General features: G+C 58.2%; 19 protein-coding genes. 8 read left to right on the top strand and 11 right to left on the bottom strand.

The window, feature by feature from the left end:
- Positions 1–49 precede the first annotated feature (49 nt).
- Entirely contained in the window at positions 50–1,303 is a 1,254-nt protein-coding gene (locus tag A0251_RS16145) for an NADH:flavin oxidoreductase/NADH oxidase family protein (protein WP_062817868.1), read from the bottom strand.
- Between the two features lie 99 nt (positions 1,304–1,402).
- Between A0251_RS16145 and A0251_RS16140 the strand changes: the two genes are divergently transcribed.
- Positions 1,403–1,738 carry a helix-turn-helix transcriptional regulator gene (locus A0251_RS16140; protein WP_063531308.1) on the top strand — a complete coding sequence of 112 codons (336 nt, stop codon included), beginning with the start codon at positions 1,403–1,405 and terminating at the stop codon, positions 1,736–1,738.
- Between the two features lie 12 nt (positions 1,739–1,750).
- Positions 1,751–2,185: a hypothetical protein gene (locus A0251_RS16135; RefSeq protein WP_062817866.1), complete on the top strand. Its 435-nt coding sequence runs from the start codon at positions 1,751–1,753 to the stop codon at positions 2,183–2,185.
- 35 nt (positions 2,186–2,220) lie between these two features.
- On the opposite strand, the gene A0251_RS16130 is transcribed toward A0251_RS16135, so the two are convergent.
- Both A0251_RS16130 and purT read right to left on the bottom strand, forming a co-directional pair.
- Positions 2,221–2,616, bottom strand: coding sequence for a TM2 domain-containing protein (locus tag A0251_RS16130; RefSeq protein ID WP_035246668.1), 396 nt, complete (start codon positions 2,614–2,616; stop codon positions 2,221–2,223).
- A 16-nt stretch (positions 2,617–2,632) separates the two neighbouring features.
- Positions 2,633–3,814 (bottom strand): formate-dependent phosphoribosylglycinamide formyltransferase, encoded by a 1,182-nt coding sequence (gene purT, locus A0251_RS16125; RefSeq protein WP_062817865.1) that lies wholly within the window; start codon positions 3,812–3,814, stop codon positions 2,633–2,635.
- 103 nt (positions 3,815–3,917) lie between these two features.
- Between purT and tadA the strand changes: the two genes are divergently transcribed.
- Positions 3,918–4,370 (top strand): tRNA adenosine(34) deaminase TadA, encoded by a 453-nt coding sequence (gene tadA / locus A0251_RS16120; protein WP_062817864.1) that lies wholly within the window; start codon positions 3,918–3,920, stop codon positions 4,368–4,370.
- Between the two features lie 149 nt (positions 4,371–4,519).
- On the opposite strand, the gene A0251_RS16115 is transcribed toward tadA, so the two are convergent.
- The 4 genes from A0251_RS16115 to A0251_RS16100 all read right to left on the bottom strand — a co-directional run bounded on the left by A0251_RS16115 (position 4,520) and on the right by A0251_RS16100 (position 7,816).
- Entirely contained in the window at positions 4,520–5,677 is a 1,158-nt protein-coding gene (locus tag A0251_RS16115) for an OmpA family protein (protein ID WP_062817863.1), read from the bottom strand.
- 193 nt (positions 5,678–5,870) lie between these two features.
- Positions 5,871–6,668: a GGDEF domain-containing protein gene (locus A0251_RS16110; RefSeq protein ID WP_062817862.1), complete on the bottom strand. Its 798-nt coding sequence runs from the start codon at positions 6,666–6,668 to the stop codon at positions 5,871–5,873.
- 84 nt (positions 6,669–6,752) lie between these two features.
- The gene (locus A0251_RS16105) at positions 6,753–7,271 is read right to left on the bottom strand and encodes a chalcone isomerase family protein (RefSeq protein WP_062817861.1); all 519 of its coding nucleotides are present in this window, start codon (positions 7,269–7,271) and stop codon (positions 6,753–6,755) included.
- Complete coding sequence (locus tag A0251_RS16100) at positions 7,253–7,816, bottom strand: nuclear transport factor 2 family protein (protein WP_062817860.1); 564 nt, start codon at positions 7,814–7,816, stop codon at positions 7,253–7,255. The genes A0251_RS16105 and A0251_RS16100 overlap by 19 nt, the downstream gene beginning before the upstream one ends.
- Before the next feature lie 83 nt (positions 7,817–7,899).
- Here A0251_RS16100 and A0251_RS16095 point away from each other — a divergent pair, with 83 nt between their 5' ends.
- From A0251_RS16095 to A0251_RS16080, 4 genes are read left to right on the top strand one after another with little or no spacing between them, the layout of a single operon-like run.
- Positions 7,900–8,439: a DUF2878 domain-containing protein gene (locus A0251_RS16095; RefSeq protein WP_062817890.1), complete on the top strand. Its 540-nt coding sequence runs from the start codon at positions 7,900–7,902 to the stop codon at positions 8,437–8,439.
- Positions 8,432–9,205, top strand: a complete 774-nt coding sequence (locus tag A0251_RS16090) for a DUF1295 domain-containing protein (protein WP_062817859.1) — start codon at positions 8,432–8,434, stop codon at positions 9,203–9,205. Before A0251_RS16095 ends, A0251_RS16090 begins: the two co-directional genes overlap by 8 nt.
- Complete coding sequence (locus A0251_RS16085) at positions 9,202–10,224, top strand: cyclopropane-fatty-acyl-phospholipid synthase family protein (protein ID WP_082810940.1); 1,023 nt, start codon at positions 9,202–9,204, stop codon at positions 10,222–10,224. The genes A0251_RS16090 and A0251_RS16085 overlap by 4 nt, the downstream gene beginning before the upstream one ends.
- A gap of 18 nt (positions 10,225–10,242) precedes the next feature.
- On the top strand, positions 10,243–11,505 hold the full coding sequence (locus A0251_RS16080; RefSeq protein ID WP_062817858.1) for a HAMP domain-containing sensor histidine kinase: 1,263 nt from the start codon (positions 10,243–10,245) through the stop codon (positions 11,503–11,505).
- Between the two features lie 162 nt (positions 11,506–11,667).
- On the opposite strand, the gene A0251_RS16075 is transcribed toward A0251_RS16080, so the two are convergent.
- From A0251_RS16075 to A0251_RS16065, 3 genes are all read right to left on the bottom strand, one after another.
- Positions 11,668–12,507: a GAF domain-containing protein gene (locus A0251_RS16075; protein WP_082810939.1), complete on the bottom strand. Its 840-nt coding sequence runs from the start codon at positions 12,505–12,507 to the stop codon at positions 11,668–11,670.
- A 94-nt stretch (positions 12,508–12,601) separates the two neighbouring features.
- Positions 12,602–13,291 (bottom strand): response regulator transcription factor, encoded by a 690-nt coding sequence (locus A0251_RS16070; RefSeq protein ID WP_197461968.1) that lies wholly within the window; start codon positions 13,289–13,291, stop codon positions 12,602–12,604.
- Between the two features lie 95 nt (positions 13,292–13,386).
- A complete protein-coding gene (locus A0251_RS16065) occupies positions 13,387–14,379 on the bottom strand; it encodes a GlxA family transcriptional regulator (RefSeq protein ID WP_062817856.1) in 993 nt (330 codons plus the stop codon).
- Between the two features lie 96 nt (positions 14,380–14,475).
- On the opposite strand from A0251_RS16065, the gene A0251_RS16060 reads away from it, so the two are divergent.
- Positions 14,476–16,263, top strand: a complete 1,788-nt coding sequence (locus tag A0251_RS16060) for an acyl-CoA dehydrogenase (RefSeq protein ID WP_062817855.1) — start codon at positions 14,476–14,478, stop codon at positions 16,261–16,263.
- 349 nt (positions 16,264–16,612) lie between these two features.
- On the opposite strand, the gene fabB is transcribed toward A0251_RS16060, so the two are convergent.
- Entirely contained in the window at positions 16,613–17,827 is a 1,215-nt protein-coding gene (gene fabB / locus A0251_RS16055) for a beta-ketoacyl-ACP synthase I (protein ID WP_062817854.1), read from the bottom strand.
- Between the last annotated feature and the right edge of the window lies 1 nt (position 17,828).

Raw genomic sequence — 17,828 nt, 5'->3', positions numbered from 1 at the left:
TTTTGTGTTTTTCGCTATTAACTATTTACTGTTAACTATTAATTGCCTTTCAGCTGTTTGCCCGCAACCGTCGGGTCTTGAAGCTGCCAATCCCCATCTCGGTGACTACCTTGAACAGCGACAGCAGGACGCTCTCATCCGGCTTTGGATCCTTTCCCTTGCCCATACGGTGCAGCTGACGGGAGAACCAGGACACTTCCATCATGGCCATTTCGTCGATCATCTTGATGCCGGTCTTGCGCGGCGTGACGCGGCTGATGACTCCTTCCTGGCCGGCGAGAATGCGGTTGGCCAGATCCGGTTCCACGGCCAAGGGGCGGGCAATACCGACCAGGTCGGTGGCGCCGCTTTCCACCGCTTGCGCCATGGCCTGGGCCGAGCGGAAGCCGCCGGTGACCATCAGCGGTATGGAAACCCGCTGGCGAATGGCCTGGGCGTAGTCAAGGAAGTAGGCTTCCCGCTTCACCGTGCTTTCGCGCACACCTCTGGCGCCGGCCATGGCCGGGTTTTCATAGTTACCCCCGGAGATTTCCAGCAGATCCAGCCCTTCGGCGGCCAGGGTTTCGGCCACGGTCATGGATTCTTCTTCGGTGAAACCACCACGCTGAAAATCTGCAGAGTTGAGTTTGATGCTCACCGGGTAATCCGGGCCAACGGCGTCGCGGATAGCGCGATAGATTTCCAGCGGGAAACGCATACGGTTTTCCAGGGAGCCGCCCCATTTGTCGTTACGACGGTTATGGTGGCCGGACAGGAACTGGCTGACCAGATAACCGTGGGCGCCATGGATTTGGACACCGGTAAAGCCGGCTTCTTTTGCCAGTGCCGCGCTGGTGGCAAAGCGCCGGATGATATCGAAAATCTCGTCTTCGTTGAGCGCCCGTGGCGTTTTGAAAGCGCTCTTGAGTTCCTTGCCGAAGGGCACCGCGGAAGGCGCCAGGGTATCGCCGCTGGCGAGCATGCGCGGGATCTGTTTGCCCGGGTGGTTCAGTTGCACCCAGATATCATTGCCCTGGCTCTGGCCCGCATCCGCCCAGCGTTTCAGCAGGGTCATGTCGCGCTTGTCTTCAAGCACCACGTTTCGGGGCTCACCGGTGTGGTTGCGGTCGACCATGATATTGCCGGTAATCAGCAACCCGGTGCCGCCCTGGGCCCAGCGGCCGTAGAGTCGCTCCAGCGCCGGGGTCACATGATTATCGATGGTTCCCAGCGCTTCGCTCATGGCGGATTTGGCGAAGCGATTCTTCAGCGTTATTCCGCAGGGCAGGGCCAGTGATTGCCCGAGAGTGTCCGCGTGGCTCACGATTGTCCTCCAACGACCTGTTACGGTCAGCAGCTGTATAGTTTGATGATGGTCAAACTATAAGTTAGTTTTATACCCGTCAAACTGTTTTGTGGGGAGGTGCCGGTTTTGGCACGGAAAGACATATCGGAGAGCTCGGCGGAGCAGTTGGCAGCGGCCTTTCGGGCCCTGTCCAATCCTAACCGCTTGCGAATCTACCAAGTGATTCTGGAGCATTGCCGCGCCCATGGTCATGCGGATCTGGCGAAAGTGCCGGCGGGTTGTGCTTTCGGGGACTTCATGCAGCGTCTCAATATCGGTGCCCCTACGGTATCCCACCATGTGCGTGAACTGGCGGAAGCCGGGCTTATCCGGGTAGAAAGGGAAGGGCGGCGGCGCTATTGCCATACCCGGCCGCACATGCAGGCGACCCTGGCCCGTTTTTTTGAATTATAAGGAGAGAGCGCAATGACAGCAGACCAGTGGGCGTTGTGGGGCTGCGGCATTTACTTTCTGACCGGCCTGCTGACCGGGGTGTGGAAGTACTGGCAGGTGGCTACCAGTGAAAAGGGGCGTGCCCATTACTACGTGGATGTGGCGCACCGGGCCAGCCTGATGTACGCCTTTGCCTGTCTGGTGCTGGAGCGGTTTGCGTTGCTTAGCGTCTGGGACGACTGGATCAATACGTTGGCCGTCCTGGCGAGCCTGCTGTTCTTCGGCCTGGCCATTGGCAGCTATATTCTCCACGGTTTTCTGCAGGACACCCGTAACCAGTTGCAACGGCCCCACCGGCTGGGCGGCGGCAGTGTGCCGGAGTTGGCCATGTCCACATTCATGGTGTCGTTGATCGTGGCCGAGGTGGGAGGTTTCGCGGTGTTGTTTGCCGGGTTTGTGATGCGTTGAGGCCACGCCCGCGATGGGCGTGGCGTATGCCGGGTTCAGGCCAGGCGGTTTTTCTCGGTGATCTGGCCGTTCAGGGTCCAGAAATCGTAGAGGATGCCCAGCCCGAACAGGCCGGCGGTGAGCAGGTAAATGATGCCGGTGATTACCTTGCCCATGTAGAAGCGGTGAATGCCGAAGATGCCCAGGAAGGTAAGCAGAACCCAGCCGATGTTGTAGTCGATACTACCAGGTTCGTAGCGCTCGTCGGCGGCATCATCCATTCCCGGGATCAGGAACAGATCGATGATCCAGCCGATGAAAAACAGCCCCAGCGTAAAAAACCAGATGGTGCCGGTGATCTGGCGGCCGTAGTAAAACCGGTGGGCGCCCATAAAGCCGAAAATCCACAGCAGATAGCCGATGACCTTGCTGTGCGTATCCTGATTCTGCATGGCGATTAACCTCGTTTTATAGATCGACTTTCAGTGCGGCACTGGCGGCATTCGCCTTGTCACGCGCTTCCTGGATGGATTCACCACGGGCCAGGGCAACACCCAGGCGGCGGCTGCCCTTCACCTCCGGTTTGCCGAACAGGCGCACTTCGGTTTCCGGTTGGGCCAGGGCCTGGTCCAGCCCACGGTAACGCATCTGGTTGGAGTCGCCTTGTACCAGCAGTACCGAAGAGGCGCTGGGCCCCCGTTGTTCGATGTCAGGGACTGGCAGTCCGAGAATGGCGCGGGCATGCAGGGCGAACTCGGACAGGTTCTGTGAAAGCAGGGTTACCAGGCCGGTGTCATGGGGGCGCGGTGACACTTCGCTGAAATACACCTGATCGCCCTTGATAAACAGCTCCACGCCGAAAATGCCCAGGCCGCCCAGTGCCTCGGTGATGGCACCCGCCACTTCCTGGGAGGCTTGCAGCGCCTTGTCGCTCATGGGCTGGGGTTGCCAGGATTCCTGGTAATCGCCATTTTCCTGACGGTGACCGATGGGGGAGCAGTAGGTGGTGCCATCCCGGTGGCGCACGGTAAGCAGGGTGATTTCGTAATCGAAGTCCACAAAGCCCTCAACGATCACCCGCCCCTGACCGGCGCGTCCTCCGGACTGGGCATAGTCCCAGGCGGACTGGATGTCAGTTTCGGTTTTCACGGTGCTCTGGCCCTTGCCGGAGGAACTCATCACCGGTTTGACCACGCAGGGCAGACCTATCTCGGCAACAGCCTGCTGGTATTCCTCCAGGCTTTCCGCAAAGCGGTAAGGGGAGGTGGGCAGTGACAATTCTTCTGCTGCCAGGCGGCGAATGCCTTCGCGGTTCATGGTCAGTCTTGCAGCCCGGGCAGTGGGCACCACGGTAAAGCCTTCGCTTTCCAGTTGAACCAGTTCGTCGGTGGCGATGGCTTCGATTTCCGGCACGATCAGTGCCGGTTTTTCCTGTTCGACCAACTGGCGCAGGGCGGCACCATCGAGCATGTTGATGACATGACGACGCTGGGCCACCTGCATGGCCGGGGCATGATCGTAGCGGTCCACGGCGATCACTTCGCAGCCATAACGAATCAGTTCGATGGCCACTTCCCGGCCCAGTTCGCCGCTGCCCAGCAGCATGACGCGGGTGGCAGTGTCGGTAAAAGGCGTTCCGATGAATGTCATAACAGCTCTCAATGCGATTGATGGCATGATTGTAACGAAATGGGGTGCTGGTGCTAGGGCCGGCTGCGACATACCATGGCCCCGCATTGATCAGGATAGAACCATGAACGACGAAATCTGGATGCAGCGGGCGCTGGAACTGGCCCGGCAGGCTGCCGAGGCAGGCGAAGTGCCGGTGGGGGCCGTGCTGGTCCGTGATCAGCAGGTGCTGGGCGAGGGCTACAATCAACCCATCATCGCCCATGATCCCTCCGCCCATGCGGAAGTGGTGGCGCTACGTGCTGCTGCACGTGCCGAGCAGAATTACCGCTTACCGGGAAGCACGCTGTACGTGACCCTTGAGCCCTGCACCATGTGTTTTGGTGCCATGGTTCATGCCCGTGTAGCTCGTCTGGTCTATGCAGCCAAAGAGCCCCGAGCCGGGGTCTGTGAGAGTCAATTGCAGTTGCCGCAGGTGGATTTTTATAACCACAAGCTGCTGGTGGAAGGCGGGCTGATGGAGGCGGAGAGTGCGGCCATGCTGAAGGCGTTTTTCGCGGCTCGCCGCAAGGGTTGAGATGGTGGGTAGGGTGCACTGAGCCTAAGGCGAACTGCACCACCCCGGCGTTGAATCGGTGCAGTTCGCCTTAGGCTCAGTGCACCCTACGACGAAGAGCATAAAAAAAGGGCCGGCAATGCCGGCCCTTTTTTGTTCAGGAAAAGCTCTTATTGGTACTGAGCTTCCTGGGTAGTGGCCTTCATGATGGCTTCTACGCGACGGTTCTCCGCGCGGCCTTCACTGGTGCCGTTGTCGGCAATCGGCTTCTCTTCGCCGTAGCCTTCGGTGGTGATGCGGTCAGTGCTGATGTTGAACTCTTCCACCAGTACTTTCTTCACTGCATCAGCACGCTTCTTGGAGAGCGACTTGTTGTAGCTCGCTGCGCCAGTGCTGTCGGTGTGACCTTCCAGTACCAGGTCAGCAGAGGGATACTTGCGCATCTCTTCAGCCAGACGCTCCAGGTCAGGGTAGGAAGTCTGACGCACTTCCGCCTTGTCCAGACCGAACTCAACGTACAGGGTTTCCTTAACGTCTTTCTCCAGGTACTGCTGACAGCCTTTCTCGTCTACCAGTGCGCCGGCCGGAGTATCCGGGCATTCGTCGGCACTGTTGACTACGCCGTCACCATCGTCGTCCAGTTCGCAGCCGGTTGCGTCAACCTGGGCGCCAGCCGGGGTGTTGGCACACTGATCGCGATCATCAGGTACGCCGTCACCGTCGCTGTCGGTTACCACGTTTTCAACTACCGGCGCCGGCTCTTCTTCCTTCTCGGATGCACCGATCAGGAAGTTCAGGCCTGCATAGACTTCAGCATCCCAGCGCTCGGTGCGGAAGCTGTAGTAGGGACGAGCGCCCACGTCCAGCAGGAAGTGCGGGTGCAGCAGGGTCTGGAAACCGGTTTCCAGGGTACCGATGGTTTCCTTGAAATCGTTGGAGCTGTCGCTGGTCGGCTCGGTGCGGAACTCACCGGCACCGATACCCACGTAGGGTTCGAATGCGGAGTTGCCGGCGAAGTGTTTACGCAGGCTACCGTGAGCGATGTTGATGTCTGCATCACCAATCAGGTCAGTGTTGGAGTTGTTACGCTCCCACCAACCCTGGACAGACCAGTCACGGTTGAAGCGGTAGCCCAGTTGGGCACCGGGAAGGGTTACACTGTTCTCGCTGGTGTTCTGGTCGTAGTGATCGCCGATGTCGATCCAGTTCTCACTGATGTGACCACCAAAGTAGAAATAACGCTCGGGAATTTCATCAGCAGTGACCGCAGTGGTCGCAGTGACAGATGCGCAAGCAATACTAGCCGCCAAAAAATGTTTAGCGTTCATAAGCTCCTTCCTTGTTTTGTCCAATAGGCAGTACAAACACCAGGTCAGTGTTGTGCAGCCTGTCTCCCATGTAAATCCTCACATGACAGATTAATAAAAAAATTTACAAATATGGAAATAGTTTGGTATCGGCGGAGTGGGGTTTTGTAATTATCTAGTGTAAAAGCATTACTTTTTATTTTTGAGGTACGATTTAAAGATTGCTTTTCGGCAATTCGGAACGGTCGCGTCCTTCGTTGCGGTTCTGGTAAAGCGCATAGTCGGCTTCGTTAAGCAGAGGATTGATATTGCGGCCACTGTTTTCGGTGCTGGCAACACCGATTTTGGCGCTGATTCTGACATTTTCCGGTTGTGCTTCTCCGGGTTGCGGGCTCGACAGTCTTATGCCGGCAGTGAGCGCGCGCAGACCTTCACCCATTCGGGCGGCATCATCGTAGTTAGTGTGGGGGAGTACCAGCAGGAACTGGGCGCCATCGAAGCGTCCGAACAGATCGCTTTCGCGGATTTTTTCACGGATACAATCGGCAAACAGGCGCAATGCTTTTTCACCGGTATGGCGACCGTATTCATCCAGCAACTGGGTGAAGTCGTTAATCTCCAGTAACAGAATGGAAACCGTGTAGTTATGACGTTGACTCAATGCCAGTTCTCTTTCCAGCATGCTGAGCAGGTGAGGGCGGTTGAACAGACCAGTCAGGTGGTCCTCGCGGGCCAGCTGTTGCAGCTGGTGATTCTGCCGATCCAGTGACATCAAACGGCTGGCCACCAGATAAAGTGGGGGCGGCAGCAGCATCAGCGGCAGCACGGTGGCCAGAATCAGGGCGGAAAGCCAGTCCCTCTCACCCACCACGAGAATGGCGATGCTGGTAAGGATCAGAGAGAGCAATACGGCGCTGAGTGTAATCAGCAAGGTGCCCTTGAGTGCGGTGGCACGGTCGTGCCGGCTTGTCTGCCGGGCCGATGAGGCCACCACATGGAACAGCTTGGACATGCTGTGATATCCCCGAACAAGATATTGATTTTTATCCAATCAGTATCCCGATTGCCCCGCCCAGGCGCAATAGTGGAGACGCAGTCAGGGATTGCCCAGCAGGGCCTGCTTGAGATTGCTGGAGTAGGGTTTCTCGCCGAACCAGATTGTCAGATAGGCCTCTGCGAATTGCGCACCTTGTTCACTGGTGAGGGGATCGTTGTTGAGCAGCAATTGCAGCTGCTCGTCCTGGTAAACCATGGCGTAGGTGTCGCCATCGCCAATATCCTGATAATGGCTGTTGAATCGTTCAAAACGGGGTTTCAGCTGTTCGAACTCGCTGTCACTGAGGTTTTTCTCCAGAAAGTTCATGGCAGCCTTGGCAAAGGCATCACCGGGCACCTCCCGTTGGTAGCTGAACTCCAGCCTCATGGGGGCGGCCAGCAGGTCATCCACATTGCAGTCCTGCCGAAGCAGGCGAGCTTCACCCACGGTGATAAAGCGTAATGCCTTCACATCACTGCGGTGGCACTGCTGCCAGTCATCCGCCTGGGCAGGGCTGCCCATTACCAACAGGCAGGACATTGAAAGGAGAAAGGAACGGGTCAGTGATCGCGTAGCCATCGTGTCATCGGTCCTAATACTGGCAAATGTTGATCCAGGCCCTGGCTGCTGTCCCAGAAATCCTGGTGGAAGAAAACCTGGCCGTCGCGGTTGAAACGCAGCTGGCTGATGCCAATGGTGCGGGACAAGCGCTCCCGACCCAGCAGGGAAAAATGCGCTTCCATGACCCAGACCAGGTAGACCTGTTGTCCGTCGCGGACCACATTCAACGGCTCCAGTGACATGTAGCTCAACCGTTCGGCGGTGGCCAGGAGGTGTTTCTGCAGAGTCTCCCTGTCCCGCACGATCACCAGGGTGTCGTTGAAATACACATCGCTGGCATAAATCTGGTCGATCCCTTCGGCGATGCGCTGATGATCCAGCGGATTGTAGAAATCAATAAAGCGGGACAAGGTGTCGTCATCAGGTAACACAGCAACCTGGCCGTCTGCTTCCAGGCGTTCCAGAAATTGGTCGGTGTAGCCATAGGGGCCAAGCGGAGTACTACTACACCCCGTTAGTAGAACCGGTACCAGCAACACCATTGTCAAAAGTAATGATTTCATGAGGCGAGTCTGATCGCAGTCAGGTGATCCGGCTGTGAAGGAATTTCACAGGCCATTGACGAGTCGCGGTGCACTGTTCGCTGATGAAACGATTGCCTGCTCCCTTGATTATCAACTTTGTCGGCTTTCAGCTGCTGTGGGCTGCCGCGGTGTTTGGCGGTGCCAGGGAAATGTCCTGGCCTTCCTGGACGGTTTTGGCGGTGATGCTGGCCGGACAATGGTGGTTCGACCCGCGCTGGTCGAAAAATGTCGCCATGCTCTTGTGGGGGCTGGTACTTTGCCTCTTGCTTGAACCGATCTGGCTGAGCAGTGGGCTACTGGCCTATACCGGCTGGCAGCACCCCTGGTTGGCGCCGGCATGGATCTGGGCGCTCTGGCTGGGGTTTGCCGTCAGTTTTCATTACAGCCTCAACTGGCTATGCGGCAGACCCTGGCTGGGAGCCGCTTTTGGTGCCATTGGCGGGGTCTTTTCGGTCACCATGGGGATGAGGCTTGGCGCTGCCAGCGCGCCCCTTGAGTGGCTGCCCATTGCGATCACCTATGGTGTGGTATGGGCGGTGGCCGTGCCGTTGCTGGCCTACGCCGCACAACTTACCGGCGAAAAGGAACATCATCATGCCTGAGATACATTATTTGTTGCTTGTGGCCTTGCTGATTGTTGCCACCGTGTTGTGGTTACAACAACTGCAGACCCGCAATGCGGGCTGGGTGGATGTTTTCTGGTCCTGGTCTGTGGGAGTGGTCGGCCTGATCTTTCTGGTGACCGGCAGCGGAGAGGTATTGCCTCGCTGGGTTGCTGGCGCCTTGCTGTTGCTCTGGTCTGTGCGTCTGGGCAGCCATATCTTTCGACGTGTCGCCAGTGAGTCCCGGGAAGACGGTCGCTATGCGGCCATGCGCGAGGCCTTGCAGGAAAAGACCCAACCGGTTTTTCTGTTGTTTTACTGGGGCCAGGCACTGTTGGCATGGGGGTTTGCCCTCACATTCTGGGTGATTGGCAACCAGCAGGACAGCGTCAGCATAGCGGTGCTTGCCGGGGCTTGTCTGGGGGCATTGGCGATTGCCGGTGAGAGCCTTGCCGACAGACAACTGGCACGCTTCAAGCGCAAACCCGACAGCGCCGGTCGCACCTGCCGAGACGGGTTGTGGCGCTATTCCCGTCATCCCAATTACTTTTTCGAGTGGTTGCACTGGTGCAGCTACCCACTGATTGCCATTGGCGCCAGTCAGGGTGCCTGGTTGTGGTGCCTGCCAGTGGCCATGTTCGTGTTCCTGTGGTTCGTCACGGGTATCCCCTACACCGAAAAGCAGGCACTTAAATCCCGTGGCGACGATTATCGCGACTATCAACGCACCACCAGTGCGTTCTTTCCCTGGAGACCCAAAGCATGATGATTCAAATGGCGGAGTCCGGCCTGTTGCCCGATGCCCTGGTACGTTTCGGTATCCGGCGTTTGTTGGGAAAGCGGCTTGAGCAGGAGCGACAGAAGCAGCGTCGCGAGGACCTGGAAAGTGCGCTGAAACAGGGCCCGGTGGCGGTGGGTCAGGATGAAGCCAACGAGCAACATTACGAGGTGGATTCCCGGTTTTATGAACAGGTGCTTGGCCCCTATCTGAAATATTCCAGTGCCTACTGGCCCAAGGGGGTTAACGACCTGGCTGAGGCCGAGCGCACCATGCTGGCAATGACCTGCGAGCGGGCAGAGCTGGACAACGGTCAGGATATTCTCGAAATGGGGTGTGGCTGGGGATCGCTGACCCTGTGGATGGCCGAGCATTACCCCGGTAGTCGCATAACCGCCATTTCCAACTCGGCGTCACAGAAAGCCTTCATTATGGGCCGGGCGGCGGAAAAGGGTCTGACCAATGTGCGTGTGATCACCGCCGACGCGTCCCTGTACCATCCGGATCAACCGTTTGACCGCGTGGTGTCGGTGGAAATGTTCGAGCACATGCGCAACCACACAGCGCTGATGGCGCGGATCCACGACTGGCTCAAGCCCGGCGGCAAACTGTTTATCCATGTCTTTTGCCATCGCAACCTGACCTATCTGTTTGAAGACGAAGGCAGCAGCGACTGGATGGCCCGTTACTTTTTCACCGGTGGCATGATGCCGGCCTACGACTGGTTGCCGCACTGTGCGGGCAAGCTGGAAGAAGATCAGCGCTGGGCCGTGAACGGTACCCATTATGCGCGGACCCTGGAAGCCTGGCTGGATCTGGCTGACCAGAAACAGTCCCAACTGATCCCGTTGCTGGATGAGGTTTATGGTAAGGGCGAAGGAAAGGTCTGGTTGCAACGCTGGCGCATGTTTTTCATGGCTTGTGCGGAGTTGTTTGACTATCGTGACGGGGAAGAGTGGTTCGTGGCCCACTATCTGTTTTCCCGTCCGGCAAATGCCGCCGGCTGAAATTGTTGAGCATTGTGCATGAAGAAAACCGGCGTCCAGCATCGTATTACCCGTGTCTATCTGTTGCAGCTGTTGCTGATCAGTCTGACGACCGTGCTGGGCGTCTGGGCGACCGCCAACATCATCGAGCAGGTACTGGTCAAGCAGGCGCTGATCAAGGAAGCCGAGCACTACTGGTCCCTGCTGGATGACAATCCCACTCAGCCGCGCCCGAATACCCGGCATCTGCTTGGGCTGCTGAACAGTGAAGCGGTGAACGATGACATCCCGCAGGTGCTGCAGTCTCTGCCGGACGGTTACCAGCGTGCGGACCTTGCTGGCGAGCGTCCGATTGTCTACATCGAGCGTCAGGGGAATGCCCGGCTGTATCTGATTTTCGATGAGCAACGGGTATCCGTGCTGGCATTCCTGTTTGGTATTCTGCCGCTCACCGGTGTCCTTCTGGTGATCTATATCACCTCGTTCCTGGGCTGGAAAAAATCCCGCGACCTGTTGTCGCCACTGGTTCAGCTGGCGGATCGTTTGCGGCAGACTCCGGTGGAAGATCCCAGCGTTGCGCGCCCGGATCTGAGCGGTATTGATGCGGACACTGACAGCGAAGTGGCCGTGTTGGTGGCGGCCCTTGATGCCTACGCGGACAGGTTGGTGAGTTTCGTGGAGCGCGAGCGGCAGTTCACCCGCGATGCCAGCCACGAGCTGAGAACCCCGCTGGCGGTGTTTCGTGCCAACCTGGAATTACTGGTCAGTCAGATCGGGGATCGTCCGCTGATTCGTCGCATGGAAGATACCGTCGAAGACATGGAGGCGACGCTGGAAACCTTGCTGATGTTGGCGCGGACGGAACAGCGTCAGCCAGACAATGAGGATGTGATCGTCAACGACCTGGCAGTGAATCTGATGGAGCGCCTCAGCCCCCTGGCTGATCGCAAGCAGATTCGCCTGCAGGTGCGTCAGACTGCCTTGCTCACGGTGCACAGCCCGGAAGTGGCATTGACGATTGTATTAACCAACCTGGTGCGCAACGCCATCAACTACAGTGGCTCCGGTGATGTCACCATTCTGGTGGCGGAAAAAACCGTGCACGTGGTGGATTATGGCGCCGGTATGGATGCGGATGAGTTGGCGCGAATCCTCAAACCGTTCGAGCGGGGGCAAAGCCAGGAAGCCGGCCACGGTTTGGGGCTGGCGATCGTACAACGCCTCTGTGAGCGCTATCACTGGCACCTGATGGTCACCAGTGCCCCGGGGCGCGGCACGGAAGTGGCGATCCGTTTTTCCTAGCCACAAAACCCGGCAATTTTGCCTTTCAGTTTGCGCCCCTGTGCTCTGGAGTATTCGGGCGCTGCGAGTGCTGCCGGGCCTGCCAGGCAGGCCTGCAATCCGTTGGGGCGAGTCAGCAGAAAGAGGAAAGAGTGAGCCTGAAGGCGTTATACAGAGGCTCTACTAGCCGCTGACCAGCCGTTCCCGGTCAATGCGCACCAGCAATTGTTTGGCGTTCAAGGCATCACGAATCCGGTCTGCCACACGGTGGGACTTGGTTTCATCGGTGTCTGCCAGCATGATCCCGAAACGATTATCGCCCAGGTGGGCAATGCTGTCCTGTTCCCGCAGCAGGGCGGCCAGGGAATCGGCAATGGTCAGGCTGTTGCTGCCCTGTGGGGCCTGCAGATAAAGGACCGATGACTCCAGACCGAAATCCCGGCAATTGCTGGCTTCCTGTCGGCAAATGTCTTGCCAACCTTCATGACCCGGCAGGCCGGTATCGTCACATCGGTCTGGATGCTCCACAAAGGTGGTGAGACGTTTTTCCCTGGCTTCGCGCACCGCGTTGCTGAGCAGGAAGCTGATCAGGGCGGCCTCGTGAATCAGGGAGGTGGCGGCGTCCTGCAGGCTGTCAGACTGGGGTTGTGGATCGATGGCACAGAGAGTGCCGAATTTGCGGTTGTCGCTATCGACCAGTGGCAGCCCCACATATGCCTGGATATTCAACGGATTGTTCCGTGACAACGACGCATGGTCGGGATGTGCACAGGCATCGGGAAAAATAGCCGGACGGCCTTTTTCCACCACCTCACCACAGTAATTCTGGCGCCAGTTCAGTCGATAACCCCGATGCAGCCGGTAATGCCGATCTTTGAGTCGCAAGATAACCAGCTCGTCACCGACCAGGCGGGTAATCATCCATGTGGTCATCCCGAAGCGTTTCTGCAGCTCTTCAAGATGCGCATCGAGCAGGGCATTGCAGGACGAGAAGTGTGGGAGATGAAGAATATTGGCGGGCATAGGGACCGGGAATATTGCAAATTTTGCGTATTCTCTGGTCCCCTGGATGAAAACTACAAGCCCTGCAAGACGGACGGCGCGTTTTTTCTGCCAATCAACCTGCGCTGGGCCGGTCTTCCTGAATGCTGAAACCCACACCGGGGAGGGTGTTCAGAAGAGCGTTATCGAAGGGCTTGTCCACGGCCTTGCGCAGGTTGTAGAGATGGCTGCGCAGTGCGTCTGAATCCGGTACCAGGTCCCCCCAAAGCTCGTGTTCCAGCTGTTCACGGCTAACCACGCGGGGGGATTCGCGCATCAGGATACGCAGAATACGAAAGGCGGTGGGGGACAGCTTCAGTAACTGACCGTCCCGGCGAACTTCCTGGCGGGCCGGGTCCAGTTCCAGGTCTGCCACCTGCAAGGTGTTGGCGGTCACTTCGCGGCGCTGTCGACGAATCAGTGCAGAGACCCGTGCTGCCAGCTCCGGCAGGGCAAAGGGTTTGACGATGTAATCATCGCCGCCTCGGTCGAAGCCTTCCAGCTTGTCTTCCAGCTGGTCACGGGCGGTCATGAAAATCACCGGCAGGTCCAGGGCCAGATCCTTGCGCAGGTACTGGCAGAAGCTGTAGCCGTCTTCCCCGGGCAGCATCACATCCAGCAGCATCAGGTCATAGTGATGCTCCTGAACCAATTCGCGGGCCAGACTGGTGTTACCGGCATAGTCCACCGTGGCACCTTCCTGTTCCAGAAATTCCACCACGGTCTGGGCCAGTTGGCGATGGTCTTCCACGAGTAAGATGGACAGGTTTTCCACAGGGTCTCTCCTTTGCAGTTATGCCCATCATCAGGCCCCAGTCGTCAACGAGCCGTCAAGGTTCTTCACGCTCGTCGGTTTTTTTATCAGTCAGTGAGGGCGCCGGTGCGGGCAAAACGCTGACGGTAATGGCTGGGAGACAGGCCGGTATGGCGCTTGAACAGACGGGAAAAGCTGCTCACGTCCTGGTAGCCAACCTGTTCGGACAGTTTCGCCAGGTTATTGGTGCCGCGCTCCAGCATCTTGCGGGCCGCCTCGATGCGTACCCGCTGCAGATATTGCAGCGGAGGCTCGCCCAGGGTGGTGGTAAAGCGACGCTGCAGCTGGCGGGGGCTCAGGTGGACCATTTCTGCCAGCTGGCCCAGGCTGGTGCTTTGCTTGTAGTGCTCATGAATCCAGGCCTGAATGGTCTGTACCTGATCGTCCTGGTGGTAGCTGTGGGCGGGCAGGCCGGCGTAGATACTTTGCAGGTCATTACGTACATCAATCACAAAGGCGCGGGCCAACTCCCGGGCAAGGTCGGCACCACAATAACGCTCCACCAGCAGGATGGTCAGATCCCGCCAGGCGGTGCCGCCGCCGGCGCAGAAAATATTGCCATCACGGGTGATCAGCTCACGCTCGTTGAGTTTGACCTGCGGATAATGATGCCGGAACTGCTGACTGAAACCCCAATGGGTCGTCGCGGTCTTGCCGTCCAGCAGGCCGGCCTCTGCCAACAGGAAGGCACCGGTACAGTTGCTGGCCAGATCCGCGCCCCCCTGATAAAGAAACCGCAACCAGGGCAGCGCCTCCTGTTCCTGGGCCAGTACGGTTTCCAGCTTGCCGCCGATGGTTGGCACGATCACCAGGTCAGCCTGATCCAGTTGCTCCAGGGAGCAGTCCACTGCCATGCGGATGCCGTTGGTACAGCGCACCGGATTGCCGCCCCGGGAGACAACCTTGACCTCGAATTGCCGATTCAAGGGTTGATCATGTATCCGGTTCCAGGTCACCCCGGTCAGGTTGAACAAATCCACCACCCCGGTCAGAGCAGAGGCAAAAACGCCATCGAAGGCTAATACGGCTACTCGATACATCGTGTCGTATTCCACCATGAATAAGTCATAGGCGACAATGCCAGACGGGCAGGGGGAATGGCAAGCTGTTCCACCTGAATTAACCGGAGCCAAGCCGTGAGTGATGTGATTCTCGACCGTCGTGATCTCAGTTTTCAGTTGTTCGAGGTGCTGGATACCGACACCCTGTTTCAGCGTCCGCGTTTTGCGGAACACAGTCGCGAGACGGTTGAGGCCGCACTGGATACCGCAGAGAAACTGGCCCGGGAAAAATTCGCCAATCACAACAGCCTGGCGGACAAGGAAGAACCCTCCTTTGTGGACGGCAAGGTGGTAATGCGTCCGGAAGTCAAAGAGGCCTTCGACGCTTATATCCATGCGGGTTTCCTGTCTTCGCGGGCCAGCTTTGAAGAAGGGGGCATGCAGTTGCCGGAGATCGCTGCGGCGGCCTGTAAAGGCATGTTCACCTGTGTGAATCCCAGCTCCACCGGCTATGCGTTTCTGACAGCAGCAGCGGCCAATGTGATTCGCAGTTTTGCCAGCGATACGCTGAAATCACAGTTTCTGACGCCGATGATGGCGGGGCGTTTTACCGGCACCATGGCATTGACCGAACCCCATGCCGGCTCCTCCCTGGCGGACATCCGCACCCGTGCGGTGCCTCAGGATGACGGCAGCTATCGCCTCAAGGGCAACAAGATCTATATCTCCGGCGGTGACAACGAGTTGGCGGAGAATATTGTGCATCTGGTGCTCGCCAAGATACCCGGCGGTCCGGAAGGCGTGAAAGGCATTTCCCTGTTTGTGGTTCCCAAGTATCGCCTGGATGCGGATGGCAATCCCGGCGAACGTAACGACGTGATACTGGCCGGGCTGATTCACAAACTCGGTTATCGCGGTACCACCAGCACGGCGCTGACGTTCGGTGATAATGATGATTGTCACGGCTATCTGGTCGGTGAACCCCACCAGGGGTTGCGTTACATGTTCCAGATGATGAATGAAGCTCGGGTTGGGGTCGGGTTTGGGGCTGCCGTGCTGGGCTATCGGGGCTACCGCTTTGCGCTGGATTACGCCCGGGATCGTCTGCAGGGTCGTCACCCGGACGATGCGGATTTCAGCAAACCGCAGGTGCCGATCATTGAACATGCGGACGTGAAGCGTCTGCTGCTCACCCAGAAAGCCTATTCGGAAGCGGCCATTGCCATGAGTCTGTATGGCTATCGTCTGGTGGATGATATCGAGACCGGTGACGAGGCCGCGGCGAAAGAGGCGCACCTGTTACTCGATCTGCTGACGCCGGTACTGAAAAGCTGGCCCTCGGAATTTGGTGTCAAAGCCAACGACATGGCCATTCAGGTATTCGGTGGCGCCGGTTACACCCGGGAGTACCCGGTGGAACAGGTTTGGCGGGACAACCGACTTAACCCGATCCATGAAGGCACCACCGGTGTGCAGGGCATGGACCTGCTGGGACGCAAGGTGTGGATGGCCAATGGCAAGGGGCTGCAACTGCTGGCCCAGCGTATGCTGGCCGACATAGACAACACCACAGACGAACGCTGCCAGCCTTTTGCACAGGCCTTGAAGGCCATGTTGCCGCGTATTGAAGCGGCTACGACAGTGGCGGGCAAGCTGATGGCAGAGCAGGGACCGCGCATGGCGCTGTCCAACGCCAATGCCTATCTGCAACTGATGGGGCATACCGTGGCGGCCTGGATGTGGCTGCGACAAGCCAATGCGGCCGCTGCGCTGGAGGCGCCCGAAGACCATAATTTTGCGCAAGGAAAATTGCAGGCGGCACAGTATTTCTTTCACTGGGAGCTACCCCGGGTTGAGCTGGACGCGCAACGGCTTATCAGTGCGGACAACACCTTTATCAAGATGAAAGATCACTGGTTCTGACAGCGCAATCTTGTGTGCCTATCGTCATCAGGCTCGGGACCTGCCTCGGCAGGAATAGCTATGACGGTATTTTCAAGCCTCCTCTGCGGAGGCTTTTTTTTGGGTTAAACACCGGCAGCGTTACAAAACCTAGGGTGCACTGAGCCTAAGCGAACTGCACCGATCCGGCGTTTGATGGTGCAGTTCGCTTAGGCTCAGTGCACCCTACGAATAAAGGAAGGTTTTCGTGGACTCGAAGCGATGCAGGGCGACCTTGCAAAAACAAATACCCCAAACAAAAAAAAGCCCGGCAATGCCGGGCTTTTTTGAGCTGTTAACTATTCACTATTAACTGTTAACTGCTTTTTCCTCAGCCTTCCCATTTGCGCAGTACCAGACTGGCATTGGTGCCACCAAAACCGAAGCTGTTGCTGAGTACAGTGGTTGGGCCTGTGTCCTTGCCTTGCACCAGAATCGGCAGACCTTCCGCTTTCTCGTCCAGCGTCTCGATATTGGCGCTCAGGGCGGTGAAGTTGTGCTGCATCATCAGCAGGCTGTAGATGGCTTCGTGGACACCCGCCGCGCCGAGGCTGTGGCCGGACAGGCTCTTGGTGGAGCCGATGGACGGACAGTTATCGGCAAAGACCTCACTGATGGCTTTCAGCTCGGCCACATCCCCTACCGGGGTACTGGTGCCGTGGGCATTAATGTAATCCACCTGCCCCTCCACGGTGGCCAGGGCCTGGCGCATGCAGCGGGCGGCGCCTTCGCCATTGGGGGCAACCATGTCATGGCCGTCGCTGGTGGCTCCGTAGCCAATCACTTCCGCGTAGATGGTTGCGCCGCGGGCCTTGGCGTGCTCCAGCTCTTCCACGACCACCATGCCGCCACCGCCGGCGATGACAAAGCCGTCACGGCTGGCATCGTAGGCCCGGGAAGCGGTTTCCGGGGTGTCGTTGTACTTGCTGGACAGGGCGCCCATGCCGTCAAACAGGCAGCTCAGCGTCCAGTGTTCTTCTTCGCCGCCGCCGGCGAACACCACATCCTGTTTGCCCAGCTGGATCTGTTCCACCGCGTTGCCAATACAATGCGCGCTGGTGGCGCAGGCGGAGGCAATGGAGTAGTTGATCCCCTTGATCTTGAACGGGGTGGCCAGGCAGGCCGAGACGGTGGACGCCATCACCCGGGGAACCATGTAAGGCCCCACACGCTTGACGCCACGGTTGCGGGCGATATCCGCCGCTTCAACCTGGTTAAAGGACGAGTGGCCACCGGAGCCGGCGATCAGGCCGGTTCGCTCGTTGCTGACCTGGTGCTCTTCCAGACCGGCATCGGCGATGGCCTGTTGCATGGCGATGTAGGCGTAGGCAGCGGCATCCCCCATGAAACGGCGGGGTTTGCGGTCAATGAAGTCGTCCAGCGCGATCTCCGGCGTGCCGGCAACATGGCTGCGCATGCCGAGCTCTTTGTAGTCTTCCTTGAAGCGAATGCCGGAACGGCCCTCGCGCAAGGACCGGGTGACGCTGTCGGTATCGTTGCCCAGGCAGGAGACAATGCCCATTCCTGTGATGACTACGCGGCGCATG

The sequence above is a fragment of the Alcanivorax sp. NBRC 102024 genome (assembly GCF_001602235.1).
In the GTDB taxonomy this organism is placed as follows: Bacteria; Pseudomonadota; Gammaproteobacteria; order Pseudomonadales; family Alcanivoracaceae; genus Alcanivorax.
Note: the sequence above shows the minus strand (reverse complement) of the source record. Positions and strands in the feature narration are given on the sequence as shown.

Bases quoted from the DNA above. Each gene is read 5' to 3' on its own strand.
- A0251_RS16135 (WP_062817866.1), top strand. From the start codon at position 1,751: ATGACAGCAGACCAGTGGGCGTTGTGGGGCTGCGGCATTTACTTTCTG.
- A0251_RS16130 (WP_035246668.1), bottom strand. From the start codon at position 2,616: ATGCAGAATCAGGATACGCACAGCAAGGTCATCGGCTATCTGCTGTGG.
- purT (WP_062817865.1), bottom strand. From the start codon at position 3,814: ATGACATTCATCGGAACGCCTTTTACCGACACTGCCACCCGCGTCATG.
- tadA (WP_062817864.1), top strand. From the start codon at position 3,918: ATGAACGACGAAATCTGGATGCAGCGGGCGCTGGAACTGGCCCGGCAG.
- A0251_RS16115 (WP_062817863.1), bottom strand. From the start codon at position 5,677: ATGAACGCTAAACATTTTTTGGCGGCTAGTATTGCTTGCGCATCTGTC.
- A0251_RS16110 (WP_062817862.1), bottom strand. From the start codon at position 6,668: ATGTCCAAGCTGTTCCATGTGGTGGCCTCATCGGCCCGGCAGACAAGC.
- A0251_RS16105 (WP_062817861.1), bottom strand. From the start codon at position 7,271: ATGGCTACGCGATCACTGACCCGTTCCTTTCTCCTTTCAATGTCCTGC.
- A0251_RS16100 (WP_062817860.1), bottom strand. From the start codon at position 7,816: ATGAAATCATTACTTTTGACAATGGTGTTGCTGGTACCGGTTCTACTA.
- A0251_RS16095 (WP_062817890.1), top strand. From the start codon at position 7,900: ATGAAACGATTGCCTGCTCCCTTGATTATCAACTTTGTCGGCTTTCAG.
- A0251_RS16090 (WP_062817859.1), top strand. From the start codon at position 8,432: ATGCCTGAGATACATTATTTGTTGCTTGTGGCCTTGCTGATTGTTGCC.
- A0251_RS16085 (WP_082810940.1), top strand. From the start codon at position 9,202: ATGATGATTCAAATGGCGGAGTCCGGCCTGTTGCCCGATGCCCTGGTA.
- A0251_RS16080 (WP_062817858.1), top strand. From the start codon at position 10,243: ATGAAGAAAACCGGCGTCCAGCATCGTATTACCCGTGTCTATCTGTTG.
- A0251_RS16075 (WP_082810939.1), bottom strand. From the start codon at position 12,507: ATGCCCGCCAATATTCTTCATCTCCCACACTTCTCGTCCTGCAATGCC.
- A0251_RS16065 (WP_062817856.1), bottom strand. From the start codon at position 14,379: ATGTATCGAGTAGCCGTATTAGCCTTCGATGGCGTTTTTGCCTCTGCT.
- fabB (WP_062817854.1), bottom strand. From the start codon at position 17,827: ATGCGCCGCGTAGTCATCACAGGAATGGGCATTGTCTCCTGCCTGGGC.